Below are 15,365 nucleotides of genomic sequence, written 5' to 3' on the forward strand. Positions count from 1 at the left end.
GGGTCTCCGTCGTGTCCGCGGCCCGACCGTCTCCGTGATCGCCGGGTGTGGAGCGCGGGGGTCGCCGGACTGGCGTCCGCACTCCACGCCCGGCGATCACGAGGTCGGGACCGGTGCCGACATCGGGGGTGGACGGGGACGCCCTGCTGCTGTACATGTTTGTACATGTCTGAACAGGGTGGCCGCTCCAAGAGGGCGCGCCTCGTCGAGGACCTCGCCGGGCGGATCCGCTCCGGCCGGTTGCCGAACGGTGAGCAGCTCCCGGGGGAGAACCAGCTCGCCCGCACCTACGCCGTCTCGCGCGGCACGGTCCGCAGCGCGCTGGCCGAGCTCGCGCGGCGCGACCTCATCACCACCGAGACCGGTGTCGGCTCGTTCGTCACCTTCGACGGGTCGCCCCTGGACCAGCGGCTCGGCTGGGCGCAGGCGTTCGCCGCGTCCGGCGCGGCCGTTCGCACCGAACTGCTCGGCATCGCCGCGGGCGGCGACCCCGGTCCCACCGGGTACGAGGGGCCGCTGGTCACCGTGCGTCGGCTGCGGCGGGCCGGGTCCGTCCCGGTCTCGCTGGAGACCGCCTCGCTGCCCGCCACCGGTGACCTCGCCCGGCTCCCGGAGACCGGCCTCGTCGACGGCTCGATCACCGCCACCCTCGCCGCGGCGGGCCTGCTCGGCGTCGCGGGGGAGCAGTGGATCTCGGTCGCCCCGCTCGACACCGCCGACGCCGTCACCCTCGAACGCGAGCCCGGCGAGCTGTTCCTGCGCGCCGTCCGGGTCACCCGCGACGCCCGCGGCGGGCTCGTCGAGCACGTCGTCAGCCTGCTGGATCCGCAGCGCTTCCGGTTCCACCTCGCGTTCGGGGAGCAGCGGTGAGCGCCCCGCACGACCGCGCCATGGGCGCACTGCTCGGCCTCGCCGTCGGCGACGCCCTCGGGATGCCCACCCAGTCGCTGTCCCGGGCCGCGATCACCGAGCGCTACGGCGTCGTCGACCGGCTCCTCGACGGCGCCGACGACCAGCCGATCGCTCCGAAGCTCCCGGCGGGCACCGTCACCGACGACACCGAGCAGGCGCTGCTGCTCGCCCGGATCCTGCTCGACCACGGGGGCCACGTCCCGGCCGGGGTGTTCGCCGGTGCCCTGGAGGCGTGGGAGCAGGACATGATCCGGCGCGGGTCACTGGACCTGCTCGGCCCGTCCACCCGCCGGGCCCTGACCCGGCTCGCGGACGGTGAGCCGCCGGAGCTCGCGGGCCGCGACGGCGTCACCAACGGCGCCGCGATGCGCGTCGCGCCGGTCGGCATCGCGCACACCGGTCCGCGGCTCCTCGACGCCGTGGTGGAGTCCGCGGTCGTCACCCACCACACCGCACCCGGGATCGCCGCCGCCGCTGCGGTGGCCGCCGCGGTGTCGGCCGGGGTGTCCGGCGCGGGGCTCCCTGCCGCGCTGGACGCCGCGCTCGACGCCGCCCGGGCCGGTGCGCGACGCGGCGGCTGGGCGGCGGGCGCCGACGTCGCCGCCCGCCTCGACGTCGCGTTCCGGGTCCTGCCCGGGCTCGACCGGGTCGCGCTCGCCGACACCGTCGTCGACGTCGTCGGCACCTCGGTCACCGCGACCGAGTCCGTCGTCGCGGCCCTCGGGCTCGCCGCCGCCCTCGGCGAGGATCCCCGGGCCGCGCTGGTCACCGCCGCCTCGCTGGGCGGTGACACCGACACCGTCGCCGCGATCTGCGGCGCGGTCCTCGGAGCGGTGCACGGCGCCGCCGCACTGCCCGCCGACCTCGTCGGCACCGTTCGCCGGGTCAACGCCGCCCTGCTCGATCCCCTCGACGACGTGGTCGAGGGGCTGCTCCGCCTCCGCCTTCCATCCTGACAGGAGGCCGACATGGCCACCAGCACGACCGACACCGGCACCGCCGGGACCGGCACGCTCGAGACCCGCGGCATCGAACCCGTCCCGGTCGCCGAACGGCACGGCCGCCCGGGGCAGCTCTTCTGGGTCTGGTTCGCCGCGAACATCTCCATCCTCGGTCTCCCGCTCGGCGCGACGCTGGTCGCCTCCGGGCTGAACATCACCCAGGCGGTGATCGCCGCGGTGCTCGGCAGCGTCGGGTCGTTCGCGATCGTCGGCGCCGTCTCGATCGCCGGGCGGCGCGGCGGGGCCCCCGGGCTGACGCTGTCGCGTGCGGTGTTCGGCGCCCGCGGCAACATCGGCCCGACCCTGGTGTCGCTGCTGTCGCGGCTGGGCTGGGAGACGGTCAACACCACCACGGCCGCGTTCGCGCTGCTGTCGCTGGTCACGATCGTCGCGGGGACCAGCCCGTCGGCGAAGGACCACCCGGTGATCACGCTCGTCTGCATCGCGGTGTTCGTGCTGTGCACGGTGCTCGTCGCCGGGCTGGGGCACGCGGTGCTCGTCGCGGTGCAGCGCTGGGCGACCTGGGTGTTCGGCGCGCTGAACATCGTCGTCGGCGGGTTCCTGGTCGCCACCGTCGACTGGGCCGCGGTCGCCGCGGCCGCCCCCGCGCCGTCGGGTGCGGTCGTCGCCGCGGTCGGGGTGATCGCGGCGGGCACCGGCATCGGCTGGGCCAACGCCTCGGCCGACATGTCCCGCTACCAGTCCCCGTCGGTGCGAGCGGGCTCCCTGGTCGCCTCGGCCGCGGCCGGTGCGGGCATCCCGTTGGTGCTGCTGATCTCGCTGGGCAGCCTGCTCGCCGCTGGTGACCCGACCCTGGCCACCGCCGAGGACCCGGTCGCCGCGATCCGCGACCTGCTCCCCGCGTGGATGGCGATCCCGTACCTGGTCGCCGCGTTCGGCGGGCTGCTGCTGTCGAACCACCTGTCGGTCTACTCGGCCGGGCTGACCACGCTGACCCTGGGCGTGCGGCTGCCGCGGGTGTACGCCGTCGTCGTCGACGTGCTCGTGACCTTCGTCGGCGCGATCTACTTCATGCTGATCGCCGAGGGCTTCTACCCGCCGTTCATCGCCTTCATCAGCGCCCTCGCCGTGCCGATCACCGCCTGGGTCGGGGTGTTCGCCGTCGACATGCTGCGTCGCCGTCACTACGACCCGGTGGCCCTGATGGACACCTCGCGCAGCAGCGGCTACTGGTACCGCGGCGGGATCGAGCCGCGGGCGACGGCGGCCTGGGCGCTGGCGATCGTCGTCGGCTACCTGTTCGCGACCGTCGGGCCGTCGTCGGAGCCGTGGTTCACCGGGCCGCTCGCCGGCACCTGGTTCGGCGAGAACGGGCTGGCCTGGGTGATCACCTTCGTCGTCGCCGCCGGGGTGTACGCCGCACTGGGCGGGGCCCGGGGGCAGCGGTGACCGGCCGGCTCGTCCACTCCGGACAGGTCCTGGTCGACCTGGTCATGCAGGTTCCCGCGCTGCCCCCGCCGGGCGGCGACGTGCTCGCCACCGGCACGGCGATGCTGCCCGGCGGCGGGTTCAACGTCGTCGCCGCGGCCGCCCGGGCCGGGGCCGAGGTCCTCTACGCCGGCGGGCACGGCACCGGTCCGCACGGTGACCTGGTGCGGGCCGCGCTGGCCGCAGAGGGTGTCACGGTGACCGCGCCGCCCGACCCCGGTGGCGACACCGGGATCTGCGTGACCCTGGTCGACCCCTCCGGGGAACGGACCTTCGTCACCGGCAGCGGGGTCGAGACCGCGCTCCCCGCAGGGCTTCCCGCGACCACCGCCGACGACGTGCTCTACGTGTCCGGCTACAGCCTGCTCGTCCCGGACAAGGCCGGGGCGCTGCTCGCCGCGGCCGAGGAGTCGTCGGCGACGGTCCTGCTCGATCCGGGGCCGCTGGTCACGGACGTGCCGGACACGCTGTGGGAGCGGATGCTCGCCGCGACCGGGGTGCTGAGCACCAACGCGCGGGAGGCGCGGCTGCTGACCGGGGAGCCGACCCCGGCGCGCGCCGCCGAGGCGCTGGCCCGGCGGCTGCACGACGACGCGGCCGTGGTCGTCCGCGACGGAGCCGCGGGCTGCGTGGTCGTCCGCGACGGGGTGGTGGAGGCCGTCCCGGCGCCGGTGGTGGACGCCGTCGACACCAACGGCGCCGGGGACGCGCACTGCGGTGTCCTGGCCGCGGAGCTGCTGCGCGGCACCGCGTGGTCCGAGGCGGTCGCCCGGGCCGGTGCGGCCGCGGCACTCGCGGTGACCCGGCACGGGCCGGCCACGGCGCCGACCCGGGCGGAGCTGGACGCGTTCCTCACCCGGGCCGCCGCGGGGTGAGGGTGTGCGCCGTCGCCGCAGGACGGCGGGGCCGGCCGGTGCGCGTCACGGTTCGATGATCGGCGGGAGCGGAGCGTGGAGGTCGGCGGGCTGCACTCCGAACTCCACTCCCGGCGATCATGGACGGCGCAGGGCCCCTCAGGTTCCGGCGCCCGCTGCCGTCGCCATGCCCTGGACGGTCTCCTGGACCGCGCGGAACGCCGGGCCGCAGACGGTGGCGTCGCCCTCGGCGAGGGTGCCCGGGTCGGCCTGGCAGCCCTTCGCGGCGAAGTCGTCCAGCGCCTTCCCGACGAGGTCGGCCTGCGCGGTCGCGGTGGGTGCGTCCTGCCGGACCTGGGGCAGCACGTTGCGGATCTCGGTGGTGAACCGGCCGCAGCGCGGGAAGACCCTCGCCGCGTCGCCCGACCAGCAGGGGTCCTGGGCGTAGAAGCGGAACTTGGTCCGCAGCGCCTCCAGCCCGGGGGCGCCGACCCGCTCCGAGGCGGTCTGTCCCGGCCAGGGCTCGGTGTCCTGCGCCGACGAGGCGGCGGGACGGTCGGCGGAGCAGCCTGCCAGGAGCAGGGCGGCCACCAGCAGGATGGCCGCCCGCAGCAGGGACGTGGTCGGGCGCGGGCACGGTTGCACACCGAGACGGTAGGCCCGCGCCGATCGCCCCGGGAGCCGGGGCGGCGTAGGGCGGGGCGGGGTCAGCCCCGGAGGAGCCCGGTGAGCGTCGTGCGCAGCAGTCCCAGCGCCTCGGCCGGGTTGTCCCAGAACACCATGTGTCCGGCGTCCGGGACGGCGACGAGCCGGGCGTCCGGCCGGGCGGCGGCGAGCTCGGCGACCCCGGACGCGGGCACGACGGGGGAGTCCGCGCCGTACAGCAGGGTCACCGGCGCCGGGACGCTCGGCCAGACGTCGAAGAAGTCCTCGGACTCGAACCCGGCGTGCGTCGCGGCGATCGCGGCCTCGTCGCAGGAGGACAGCCAGCGCGCGCGCAGCTCCTGCTCGCGGCGGGGCCAGCGCGGCCAGGACCGCGCGACCCCGTCGGCGTCGGTGCCGTGCTGCGCCTCGTGCAGCTGGCCCAGGAACGCCTCCAGCGTCGTCGGGTACGGCGAGCGGCCGGGTCCCGACAGCGGCGGGTCGACGAGCACGGCGCTGCCGACCGGCCGTCGCGTGGCGGCGACGGCGGCGATCCGGGCGCCCATCGAGTGCCCGAACAGCACCGTGTCGGGCCCCAGGTCCAGCGCGTCGAGCACGGCCAGCGCGTCACCGGCGTAGTCGTCGAGGGTCCAGGAGTCGCCGGTGTCGGACAGCCCGCGACCGCGGACGTCGAGCACCACCGGGCGGCACAGGTCGACGAGCTCGCGGGCGACGAAGTCCATCGTCACCGCGGGGCTGGTGATGCCGGGCAGGACCAGGACGGCGACGCCGTCGCCGCCGTAGTCCAGGGCGTGCAGCGCCAGGTCGCCGTGCCGCACCCAGCGGGACACGGCGGGGACGCCGGCGAGGTCGGCGAGCGCGTCCTGGCGGACCTGCCGGAGACGGGTGGACGTGACGGTCACAGGAGTCCCTTCAGGTAGGCGAGCGCGTCGTCGAGACCGATCACGTCGCCGTACTTGGCGTGGATGTCGAACAGGTTGGCCTCGTGCGGCCCGGCCGCGCGGTCGCCGACGCACTCACGCGGCACCAGTACGCCGAACCCGGACTGGACGGCGTCGACGGCGGTCGCGCGGACACAGCCCGAGGTGGTGGCCCCGCACACCAGCACGGTGTCCACACCGGACGATCGCAGCAGGGTCGCGAGTCCGGTGTCGAAGAACGCCGAGGCACCCTTCTTGGTCAGTGTGTGGTCGGTGCCGCGGACGTCGAGCCGGGGGTCGAAGCCGACGGCGGCCGAACCCTCGACGAGCGAGCGCATGCCGGGCGCCTTCACCAGCCAGGGCAGGGTGTCGAGCTCGGCGGTGGTGTAGGCGATCGTCGTCCACACCACCGGGGCGTCGAGGGTGCGGGCCGCCCCGACCAGGGTCGACGTCGCGGCGACGACCTCGGACAGCTCGCTGCCGGTGGGCAGCGCGGGGTCGGTGAACCCGACCGTCAGGTCCACGACGACGACCGCGGGCCGGGTCCCGCGCCGCGCGGCGGCGCCGAACCCGGCGGTCGCGTAGGTCGCGTCGGTACCGGCCCCGTGCAGACCGGTGGCGTGCGGGCTCATGCTGATGCTCCGTCCAGTGCGGACTGCGGTGCGGACTGCGGTGCGGAACGGGGTGCGGAGTCCAGTGCGGACTGCAGCGCGGCGCGGCGCCGGCCCGCGCAGTCCTCCACGGCGTCGACGATGGTCTGGTAGCCGGTGCACCGGCACAGGTTCGACGCCACGACCTCGCGGATCTCCTCGCGATCCGCGTCGGGGGACTCGGCGAGGTAGCCCTCGGCCAGCATCAGGAACCCGGGGGTGCAGAAGCCGCACTGCAGCCCGTGGTGCTCACCGAAGCACTGCTGCAGGTCCGACAGCCCGCCGTCGGGCCCGGACAGCGACTCGACCGTGCGGATCGCCGCGTTCTCCACCTGCACGGCGAACAGCAGGCAGGCGCGGGCGGGCGCGTCGTCGACGAGCACGGTGCACGCTCCGCAGATCCCGTGCTCGCAGCCGACGTGGGTGCCGGTGAGCCCCAGGTCGTGGCGGAGCACGTCGGCCAGCGTGCGGCGCGGCGGGATCGCCAGCTCGTGACGCTCCCCGTTGACGGTCAGCTCGACCAGCTGGACGTCGGTCACGATGCCTCCTGGTTCAGGGCCCCGAAGAGGGCGGCGCGGGGGATCGGGGTGGAGTCCAGCTCGGCGCCGGTCGTGCGCAGCGCGTCGTTGACGGCGTTGAGCACGGCCGCGGGGGCGCCGATCGTGCCGCCCTCACCCGCGCCCTTCGCGCCGTCGGCGGTGAACGCGCACGGCGTCTCGAGGTGCTCGATGCGCACGTCGGGGATCTCGGCGGCGGTCGGGACCTTGTACTCCATGAAGCTCGGCGCGAGCGGCTGGCCGAGCTCGTCGTAGACGACCTGCTCGAACAGCGCCCCGGCGATGCCCTGGGCGATGCCGCCGCGGGCCTGCCCCTCGACGACGCGCGGGTGGATGGCGACGCCGCAGTCCTCGACGCAGACGTAGCGCAGGATCTCGACGCCGCCGGTGCCCGGGTCGAGCGCGACGACGCAGCCGTGGGTGGCGTTGGAGAACGTGCCGTCGCCGCCGACGTCGAAGCTCGCCGTCGCGGTCAGGCCCGGCCCCACCTCCTTGGGCAGCAGGTGCGCGCGCAGGTAGGCGACGTCGGCCAGCTCGGCGTAGGAGAACGTGCGGTCCCCGGCACACACCCCGCCGCGGCCGTCGAGCCGGGCCGAGTCCACGTCGGTCCCGGCCAGGTGTGCGGCCAGGGCACGGAGCTGGTCGCCCAGCTTCACCGCCGCCGCGGCCGCCGCGGACCCCCCGATCGTCACCGAGCGGGGCGCGAACGAGCCCCAGCCGTAGGTGATCCGGTCGGTGTCGCCCTGGACGATCATGACCTTGTCGTAGGGCAGGCCGAGCCGGTCGGCGACGATCTGGGCGAAGGTCGTCTCGTGGCTCTGGCCGTGCGAGAGCGTGCCGGTGGTGACGGTGACCGTGCCGTCCAGGTCCATCGTGATCTGGGACAGGTCGAACCCGGGGACGACCTGCATCTTGCGCGCCGCGAACGCGCCGGAGCCGTAGCCGGTGCGTTCGGAGAAGCAGGAGTAGCCGATGCCGAGGACCCGGCCGTCGGACAGGACGCGGCCGGGCCAGCCCTCGTCGCGCAGCACCTGCTCGCACAGGTCCAGCGACTCCCGGTAGGACCCCGGGTCGTAGGTGATCGCGTTGACCCCGCGGTAGGGGAACTCGGTGATCAGGTTGCGGCGGCGGACCTCCAGGGCGTCGAGCCCGAGCTCGCGGGCGGCGCGCTCCATCAGCCGCTCCATCACCATCACGTACTGCGGCCGGGACACCCCGCGGTACGGCGCGGTCGGCGCCTTGTTCGTGGTGACCGCGCGGCCGCGCACCCGGTAGGCGGGCACCCGGTAGACGCCGGGCATCTCCGCCGAGGCCATCAGCGGCTCGATGCCCGCGGTGAACGGGTAGCAGGAGTAGGCGCCCATGTCGCAGACGACGTCGGACTCCAGGGCGAGGATCTCCCCGTCGGCGGTGAACGCGGCGCGGGCGGTGTAGTGCTGCTCGCGGGCCAGGAAGCTCGCGGTCAACGCCTCGCGCCGGTCCTCGATCCACTTCACCGGACGGCGGAGCCGCTTCGCGGCGGCCGCGGCGGCGATCTCCTCCCGGCCGACGACGCACTTCTGCCCGAACCCGCCGCCCATGTCCGGCACCAGGACCCGGACCTGTCTCTCGTCGAGCCCGGCACAGCGGGCCAGGACGGTGCGGACCTGGTGCGGGACCTGGGTGCAGGTGCGCACGACCAGCTGCTCGTCGCGGTCGTCCCAGTCGGCGACGACGCCGCGGGTCTCCAGCGGGAGCGCGTTCTGCCGACCGGTCCGTGCCTCGACCGAGACGACCGTGTGCGCGTCGGCGAACACGTCGTCGATGCCCTCGGTCGCGAACAGCGACACGTCCACGAGCACGTTGCCGGGGGCCTCGTCGTGCACCGGCGGGCCGGCCGCGGCCAGCGCGGCGGCCTCGGTGACCACCGGGTCGAGCGGGTCGAGCTCGACGACGGCGGCCTCCACCCCGTCCTCTGCGGCGTAGGGGTCGGTGGCGAGCACGATCGCGAGCGGCTCTCCGACGTAGCGGACCTTCTCCCCGGCCAGCACCGGCATCGAGGTCGGGACGAACTCCTCGAGCGGCCGGTCGAGCAGCGCGGTGATGTCGCCCAGGGAGAGGTCGGCGGCGTCGAACGCGGCCACCACGCCGGGCACCGCACGGACCTCGGACAGGTCGACGTCGACCACCCTGGCGTGTGCCTCGGTGCTGCGCACGAACGCGGCGTGCAGCATCCGGGGCAGGGTGATGTCGTCGACGAACCGGCCGCGGCCGGTGAGCAGCCGCGGGTCCTCCCGGCGCGGGACGGACGCGCCGACCCAGCTGCCGTCGCGGCGGAATCCGGGCTCAGCCACCCGCGGCCTCCTCCCGTGCCCGGGCGACGAGGGTGCGGACCAGGCCACGGCGGTACGCCGCGGGGATCCCGGCCTCGTCGCGCAGCTCCAGCCCGTCGGCGATCTCCGACGGCGTCCCGGCCGGGCCGACCAGCACCGGGACGGCGCCGACCCCGCCGAGCACGACCTCCTCGGTGTCCAGGTCCACCCCCGCCGCGACGACGGCGAAGTCGCCTCGCCGGTCCGCGTACTCGGTGAGCGCCGCCCGCGGCGCGGGCCGGGGGAACACGACCTCGACGATCACCTCGTCGGGGGCCAGGGCGGTGGTGAACGGGCCGAGGAAGAACTCCCGCGCCCGGATCTCGCGGCGCCCGCCCGGCCCCTCGGCGACGACCACGGCGTCGAGGAGCACGGCCAGCAGACACCACTCGGCGGTGGCGTCGCCGTGCGCGATCGACCCGCCGACGGTGCCGCGGGTGCGGATCGGGAGGTGCCCGACCCAGCGCATCGCGGCCGACAGGACCGCGAAGTCCGGCCCGAGGTCGGCCCGCTCGACGGCCCGGTGCGTGGTGAGTGCGCCGATCCGGAGTGCACCGTCGGTGCGGTGGATGCCGGCCAGGCCCGGGACGTGCGTGAGGTCGATCAGGTGCCCGGGGCGGGCCATCCGGTAGTTCATCATCGCGACCAGGCTCTGCCCGCCGGCGAGCAGCTTGGGCTCGTCGTCGGCGAGCTCGGTCAGCAGGTCGACCGCCCCGCGCACCGACGACGCCCGGTGGTAGGTGAACGCGGCGGGCTTCACGCCTTCTCCACCCGCTCCACGGCCGGCGCGTCGAGGGTCTGCTCGTCGCCGGTGATGCGGTCCAGCTCGCGGCCCCGGGTCTCGGGGGCACCGAGGGCCATGAACGTCACCGCGGCCAGCACCAGCAGCGCCATCAGGGTGAAGGTCAGCGGCAGGCCCAGCACCGGCCACAGCAGGCTGCCGAAGATCAGCGGGACGAACCCGGTGACCGCCCGGCTCGACGACGACGCCCAGCCGAAGCCCGAGGCCCGCAGCTCGGTGGGGTAGAGCTCGGAGACGTAGGCGTACATGACCGGGATGACGACCAGGGCGAAGAACCCGAACACCGCGATCATCGCGACCGCCGCCGTGGACGAGCCCATGACCAGGGAGAACACGACCAGCGACAGTGCGGCGCACGGTCCCGCGACGCCGATGACCCACTTGCGGCCGACGACCTCGACCAGCAGCACCGAGGTGATGACCCCGAGGATGCCGACCGCGTTCATGACCGTGGTGGAGGCGAACGCGGCCACCTCGCCCATGCCCTGGGCCCGCAGGATCGACGGCATCCAGGACAGCGCGGCGTAGTAGACGACCATGACGGTGATGAACAGCGACCAGGCGACGCCGGTGATGCGCGGGTTGAACGACCACACCATGCGCAGCTGCTCGGCCAGCGCGCCGAGACCGCGGCGGCGCGAGGTGGTCGGCTCCGGCGCGGCGGCGGTGATCGTGTACTGCTCGACGGGGGCGCCGGTGCGGCGGACCATGTCGTCGATGACGGCGCGGGCCTCGGCCTCGCGGCCGGTCCGGGCCAGGTAGAGCGGGGACTCCGGGACGCCGCGGCGGACCCAGACCAGCAGCAGCGCGGGCAGCACCATCAGCGCGAGCATCCAGCGCCAGTTGCCCTCGACGGGCACCAGTAGGGTCGCCGACAGCCCGGCGAGAGTGGCGCCGATCGGCCACCAGCCGTCCATCGCGGCGAGCACCTTGCCCCGGTACCTGCGGGGTGAGAACTCGCTGACGATCGCGTAGTCGACCGGGATGCAGCCGCCGAGCCCGATGCCGGCCAGGAAGCGCAGCGCCAGGAAGACCTCCCAGCTGGGGGAGAAGGCACCCAGTACGGAGAACAGGGCGAAGATCAGCAGCGTGATGCTGAAGACCCGCTTGCGGCCCATCCGGTCGGCGATGGTGCCGAACGCGACGGCGCCCACGGCCATGCCGATGAGGTTGGCCGTCGCGACGAGGCCGCGCTGGCCGGTCGAGAGGTCGAACTCGACGCCGAGCAGTGGGGTGAGGAAGCCGTTGAGGGCGACGTCCCAGGCGTCGAACATGTAGCCGAGGCCGCCGATGAGGAAGATCTTCCCCTGGACGCCCCAGCGCCAGGGCAGGTCCTGGACGACCTGGTCTCCGGTACGCATGTCGGTGCTCCTCTATCGGGCGAAGGGGTAGGTGACGGACTCGTCGTCCGGATCGTTCAACGGGGAACCCCGCCACAGCCAGTCGTAGGACACGTCGGACTCGCCCTGGAAGCGGCGCAGCTTCTCGTCGCGTTCGCGCTGCTCGGGGCCGTCGGGCAGGTGGTAGAAGTCCATGTTCTGCAGCGAGGCGTCCTGCACGACGCCCGCGTGCTTGGCGCGGCGCTGCACGTACCGCGCGAGCGCGGCGTCGATCCCGCTGCGGCCGGCCGCGCCGAGCTCCTCGGCCAGCACGGCGGCGTCCTCCATCGCCTGCGAGGCGCCCTGGGCCTGGTAGGGGAGCATCGCGTGGCAGGCGTCGCCGAGCAGGGCGACCCGGCCGTCGAGCCAGACCGGGTCGCGGCGGCGCCGGTACAGTGCCCACACCGAGACGTCGTCCTTGGCCTTGGACAGCATCGCCGGGACGCGGTCGTCCCAGTCGGCGAAGTCGGCGACGAGGTCCTCGGCGGTGGCGGGGGCGCTCCAGTCGCGCTCGACCTGCTCGGTGCAGGGCACGATCGCGACGACGTTGAGGTACTCGCCGCGGCGGATCATGTAGTGCACCAGGTGCTTGCCGGGGCCGTACCAGATCGTGGAGTGGTAGCGGTCGAGCAGGAACCGGGTCGCCGGGTCCGCGGCGATCAGCTCGCCGGGGATCAGGGCCCGGTAGGCCATCTCGCCGGAGAAGGCGAGGGTGTCGTCGAACCCGGCGAGGTCGCGCACCCCGGACCGGATGCCGTCGGCGCCGACCAGCACGTCGCCCGCGACGCGCAGCCCGCGCGCGGTGACCGCCACCGGGCGGTCCGGGTCGCTGCGGTCGAGCTCGACGACCTTCGCGTCGGTGTGCACGGTCACGGCGGGGCCGGGGCCGTCCGGGTCGAGGCAGGCATCGAGCAGGACCCGGTGCAGGTCGGCGCGGTGGTAGTGCCAGTACGGCGCACCGTAGGCCTCGACGACCTGCTGCCCGAGCGGGAGCTGGGCGATGATCGAGCCGTCGGCCCAGCGCCGCCGCACCTGGTCCTGCGGGGCGGTGTGGATCCGCTCCAGCGACCGGCGCAGCCCCAGGCCGAACAGGATGCGGCTGGCGTTGGGGGCGGTCTGGATCCCGGCGCCGACCTCGCCCAGCCGCGGCGCGGCCTCGAGCACGGTGGCCCGGAAGCCCTGGCGGCGCAGGGCCAGTGCGGCGGTCAGCCCGCCGAGGCCGCCGCCCGTGACCGTGATCTCCAGGGACTGGCTGGGTGCCACGACTACCTCCTCGCATCCGTCGGGCCTGTGACGTGGCCCGCACGAGAAGTAATCCGAGCACGTACTATCCGGATACGCAAGGTTCTCGTGGGAACGACCCGGAAGGGAAACCGGGACGTAACGGGGCGGGCGGGTTCAGTCGTCGCCGGGCAGCGACGTCCGCTCCGCGACCGCCTCCCAGTGGGCGCCGAGGGTGTTGAGCAGGCCGGCGATCTCCGAGCGCCGGTCCTGCGGGACCGCGGCCAGCAGCTCCGCGTCCAGGCGCCGGGTCCGGCGGGTGACCTCGGTGAGGGCGGCCGCGCCGTCGTCGGTGAGGGAGAGGATCTTGCGCCGGGCGTCGCGAGGGGACTCGGTGCGCTCGATCAGTCCGCGGCGCTCCATCCGGCGGCAGACGTCGGCCATCGTGGAGGTGTCCAGGGCGACGGCGCCGGCCAGCGAGCTCTGGTCGGACTCCGGGTAGGCGCGGATCGCCGACAGCACCGCGAACTGGGGGCCGGTGAGAACCGGGTCGACGTGGCGGCTCCAGGCGGCAAGATACGCCTGGTACATGCGGCGTGCGCCGTAGCCGGGGGCGGCGACCAGGTCGGCTGGCGGAGCGGTCACGACGGCTGGCCGGCGGTGTTCCCCGCGGTCCGTTTCGCGGCGCAACGGCTCGCCCATGATGCCTCCGTGCTCGTCCGGGCCGGTGCCCTCGTCCGGCACGGATCCTACGTGTCCGGACGATCACCCCGGGTGCCCGGGCCGGGGCTCAGCGCGGACGCAGGCCGTCGACGAGCAGGTCCAGCAGTCGTCCGGCCTGTTCGCGACCCTGCGGGTCGGCGACGGCCATGCAGATCCCGCTGGTGCCGACGAGCACGTCCGCGGCGTCGACGTCGTCGCGCAGGGTGCCGTCGGCGACGCCGGCCTGCTGGAGCAGGCGGACGGCCTCGACCATCCGCTCGCGACTCTGTGCGAACGGGTTGTGTCCGCAGGCGACGAGGGCGTGCAGCGAGTCCGCGAGGTGCTTCTTGGTGATCACGTAGTCGACGAAGCGGTCCATCCAGGCCCGCAGTGCCTGGTCCGCGGGCAGCTCGGTGCGCAGCTGTTCGGCCGCGGCGCAGAGCCGGTCGAGCTCGTTGCGGTAGACCGCCTCGACCAGGGAGTCCCGGTTCGGGAAGTGCCGGTAGAGCGTGCCGATGCCGACGCCGGCGTCCTTCGCGATGCCGTCGAGGGTCGTGGCTGGGCCGCCGCGGCTCTCCGCGGTGAACGCGCGCACGGCCGCGGCCAGCAGCAGCTCACGGTTGCGCGCGGCGTCCGCGCGCAGGCCGGAACGTGTGCTGGTGCCCATGACGGTGCCTCCTCGGGTGGACTGACGATCCCACGATACGTCTTGCGATCCGGAGGATGCTCCGGATAGAGTCCCGAGTCATACGGAGGATCCTCCGCTTACTTGTCCCCGGGGGACACGGCGACGCAACGACGACGTCACCGACCGCGTACCCGGTGCTCAGAAGGGATCACGCCATGCTGTTCCGCTCCACGACCGACCGATCCCGTCCCGTCTCCACCATCACCTCGACCACCTCGACGGCGGCCGCCGTCCTCCCCGTCGCACCGGCCGCGGCCACCGCCGCCGACGTCCTCGCCGGTGTCGACCTCACCGGGCGGCGCGCCGTCGTCACCGGTGCCACCACCGGGGTCGGCCTCGCCACCGCCCGCGCACTGGCCGCCGCCGGCGCCGAGGTCACCCTCGCCGTGCGTGACGCCGAGGTCGGGGCCGTCGCCCGCGCCGGCATCGTCGCCGACACCGGCAACGAGCGCGTCGCCGTCGGCGAGCTCGACCTGTCCGACCAGCGCTCGATCGCCCGCTTCGTGCGGCTGTGGGACGGTCCGCTCCACATGCTCGTGCACGCCGCCGCCGTCGCCGGGGCCCCGCTGACCCGCACCGTCGACGACTGGGAGCTGCACCTGGCCGTCAACCACCTCGGGCCGGCGTCGCTCACCTCGGGGCTGCACTGGGCGCTCACCGCGGTCGACGGCGCCCGGGTGGTCACCGTGACCTCCGCCGCCCACCGGGACGCGGCGTTCGACCCGGAGGACCCGCACTTCTCCGACCAGCGCTACGACGCCCACCTCGCGGGTCTGTAACGAGAACGGTGGTTCCGGCGATGTTGTCAGTAGTGCTCGGCGCCCGGCCAGCGGTCACCGAAAGTGATGGCGAAGGCGTTGAGGACTGGCTTCCAGCGCATCATCCATCGGGTGTGGCCTCGTCCGGTCGGGTCGAGGCTGCGGGTGACAAGGTACAGACATTTCATCGCGGCCTGCTCGCTGGGGAAATGCCCTCGCGCTCGGACTGCTCGCCGGTAGCGGGCGTTCAACGATTCGATCGCGTTCGTCGTACAGATCACCCTCCGGACCTCGATGTCGTAGTCGAGGAACGGCATGAACTCGGTCCAGGCGTTACGCCACAAACGTATCATCGCCGGATAGGCTCGCCCCCACTCGTCATCGAGATCATCCAGCGCGGCTGCAGCGGCATCGGCGGTGGACGCGGTGTAAATAGCTCGGATGGCGCGTTTGACGGC

General features: G+C 74.2%; 16 protein-coding genes. 5 read left to right on the forward strand and 11 right to left on the reverse strand.

Annotated features, from left to right (window positions below):
* Window positions 1-165: 165 nt before the first annotated feature.
* The 4 genes from FVA95_RS14900 to FVA95_RS14915 are packed head-to-tail and all read left to right on the forward strand — an operon-like array spanning window position 166 to window position 4,237.
* Entirely contained in the window at window positions 166-870 is a 705-nt protein-coding gene (locus tag FVA95_RS14900) for a GntR family transcriptional regulator (protein ID WP_149664775.1), read from the forward strand.
* 20 nt (window positions 871-890) lie between these two features.
* The gene (locus tag FVA95_RS14905; RefSeq protein ID WP_149664788.1) at window positions 891-1,868 is read left to right on the forward strand and encodes an ADP-ribosylglycohydrolase family protein; all 978 of its coding nucleotides are present in this window, start codon (window positions 891-893) and stop codon (window positions 1,866-1,868) included.
* 12 nt (window positions 1,869-1,880) lie between these two features.
* A complete protein-coding gene (locus tag FVA95_RS14910; protein WP_149664776.1) occupies window positions 1,881-3,323 on the forward strand; it encodes a cytosine permease in 1,443 nt (480 codons plus the stop codon).
* A complete protein-coding gene (locus FVA95_RS14915; protein ID WP_149664777.1) occupies window positions 3,320-4,237 on the forward strand; it encodes a PfkB family carbohydrate kinase in 918 nt (305 codons plus the stop codon). The genes FVA95_RS14910 and FVA95_RS14915 overlap by 4 nt, the downstream gene beginning before the upstream one ends.
* A gap of 138 nt (window positions 4,238-4,375) precedes the next feature.
* Here the strand turns inward: FVA95_RS14915 and FVA95_RS14920 are convergent, their stop codons facing one another.
* From FVA95_RS14920 to FVA95_RS14965, 10 genes are all read right to left on the reverse strand, one after another.
* Window positions 4,376-4,861 carry a hypothetical protein gene (locus FVA95_RS14920; protein WP_149664778.1) on the reverse strand — a complete coding sequence of 162 codons (486 nt, stop codon included), beginning with the start codon at window positions 4,859-4,861 and terminating at the stop codon, window positions 4,376-4,378.
* Window positions 4,862-4,923: 62 nt separating this feature from the next.
* Window positions 4,924-5,781 (reverse strand): alpha/beta fold hydrolase, encoded by an 858-nt coding sequence (locus FVA95_RS14925; protein ID WP_149664779.1) that lies wholly within the window; start codon window positions 5,779-5,781, stop codon window positions 4,924-4,926.
* The gene (locus FVA95_RS14930; protein ID WP_149664780.1) at window positions 5,778-6,431 is read right to left on the reverse strand and encodes an isochorismatase family protein; all 654 of its coding nucleotides are present in this window, start codon (window positions 6,429-6,431) and stop codon (window positions 5,778-5,780) included. The genes FVA95_RS14925 and FVA95_RS14930 overlap by 4 nt, the downstream gene beginning before the upstream one ends.
* On the reverse strand, window positions 6,428-6,988 hold the full coding sequence (locus FVA95_RS14935; RefSeq protein WP_075333050.1) for a (2Fe-2S)-binding protein: 561 nt from the start codon (window positions 6,986-6,988) through the stop codon (window positions 6,428-6,430). Before FVA95_RS14935 ends, FVA95_RS14930 begins: the two co-directional genes overlap by 4 nt.
* A complete protein-coding gene (locus FVA95_RS14940) occupies window positions 6,985-9,339 on the reverse strand; it encodes a xanthine dehydrogenase family protein molybdopterin-binding subunit (RefSeq protein ID WP_149664781.1) in 2,355 nt (784 codons plus the stop codon). Before FVA95_RS14940 ends, FVA95_RS14935 begins: the two co-directional genes overlap by 4 nt.
* A complete protein-coding gene (locus FVA95_RS14945) occupies window positions 9,332-10,117 on the reverse strand; it encodes a xanthine dehydrogenase family protein subunit M (RefSeq protein WP_149664782.1) in 786 nt (261 codons plus the stop codon). Before FVA95_RS14945 ends, FVA95_RS14940 begins: the two co-directional genes overlap by 8 nt.
* On the reverse strand, window positions 10,114-11,520 hold the full coding sequence (locus tag FVA95_RS14950; RefSeq protein ID WP_075307989.1) for an MFS transporter: 1,407 nt from the start codon (window positions 11,518-11,520) through the stop codon (window positions 10,114-10,116). The genes FVA95_RS14945 and FVA95_RS14950 overlap by 4 nt, the downstream gene beginning before the upstream one ends.
* Before the next feature lie 12 nt (window positions 11,521-11,532).
* The gene (locus FVA95_RS14955) at window positions 11,533-12,801 is read right to left on the reverse strand and encodes an FAD-dependent monooxygenase (RefSeq protein WP_149664783.1); all 1,269 of its coding nucleotides are present in this window, start codon (window positions 12,799-12,801) and stop codon (window positions 11,533-11,535) included.
* Between the two features lie 135 nt (window positions 12,802-12,936).
* A complete protein-coding gene (locus FVA95_RS14960; protein ID WP_149664789.1) occupies window positions 12,937-13,461 on the reverse strand; it encodes a MarR family winged helix-turn-helix transcriptional regulator in 525 nt (174 codons plus the stop codon).
* Window positions 13,462-13,549: 88 nt separating this feature from the next.
* Window positions 13,550-14,128, reverse strand: coding sequence for a TetR/AcrR family transcriptional regulator (locus FVA95_RS14965; protein ID WP_149664784.1), 579 nt, complete (start codon window positions 14,126-14,128; stop codon window positions 13,550-13,552).
* A 176-nt stretch (window positions 14,129-14,304) separates the two neighbouring features.
* Between FVA95_RS14965 and FVA95_RS14970 the strand changes: the two genes are divergently transcribed.
* Window positions 14,305-14,928 carry an SDR family NAD(P)-dependent oxidoreductase gene (locus FVA95_RS14970; RefSeq protein ID WP_161992313.1) on the forward strand — a complete coding sequence of 208 codons (624 nt, stop codon included), beginning with the start codon at window positions 14,305-14,307 and terminating at the stop codon, window positions 14,926-14,928.
* Window positions 14,929-14,954: 26 nt separating this feature from the next.
* Here the strand turns inward: FVA95_RS14970 and FVA95_RS14975 are convergent.
* Window positions 14,955-15,365, reverse strand: a 411-nt coding sequence (locus FVA95_RS14975) for a transposase (protein WP_193564333.1), incomplete at its 5' end; no start/stop codon positions are given.

Source organism: Pseudonocardia sp. EV170527-09 (assembly GCF_008369905.1).
Taxonomy (GTDB): Bacteria; Actinomycetota; Actinomycetes; order Mycobacteriales; family Pseudonocardiaceae; genus Pseudonocardia.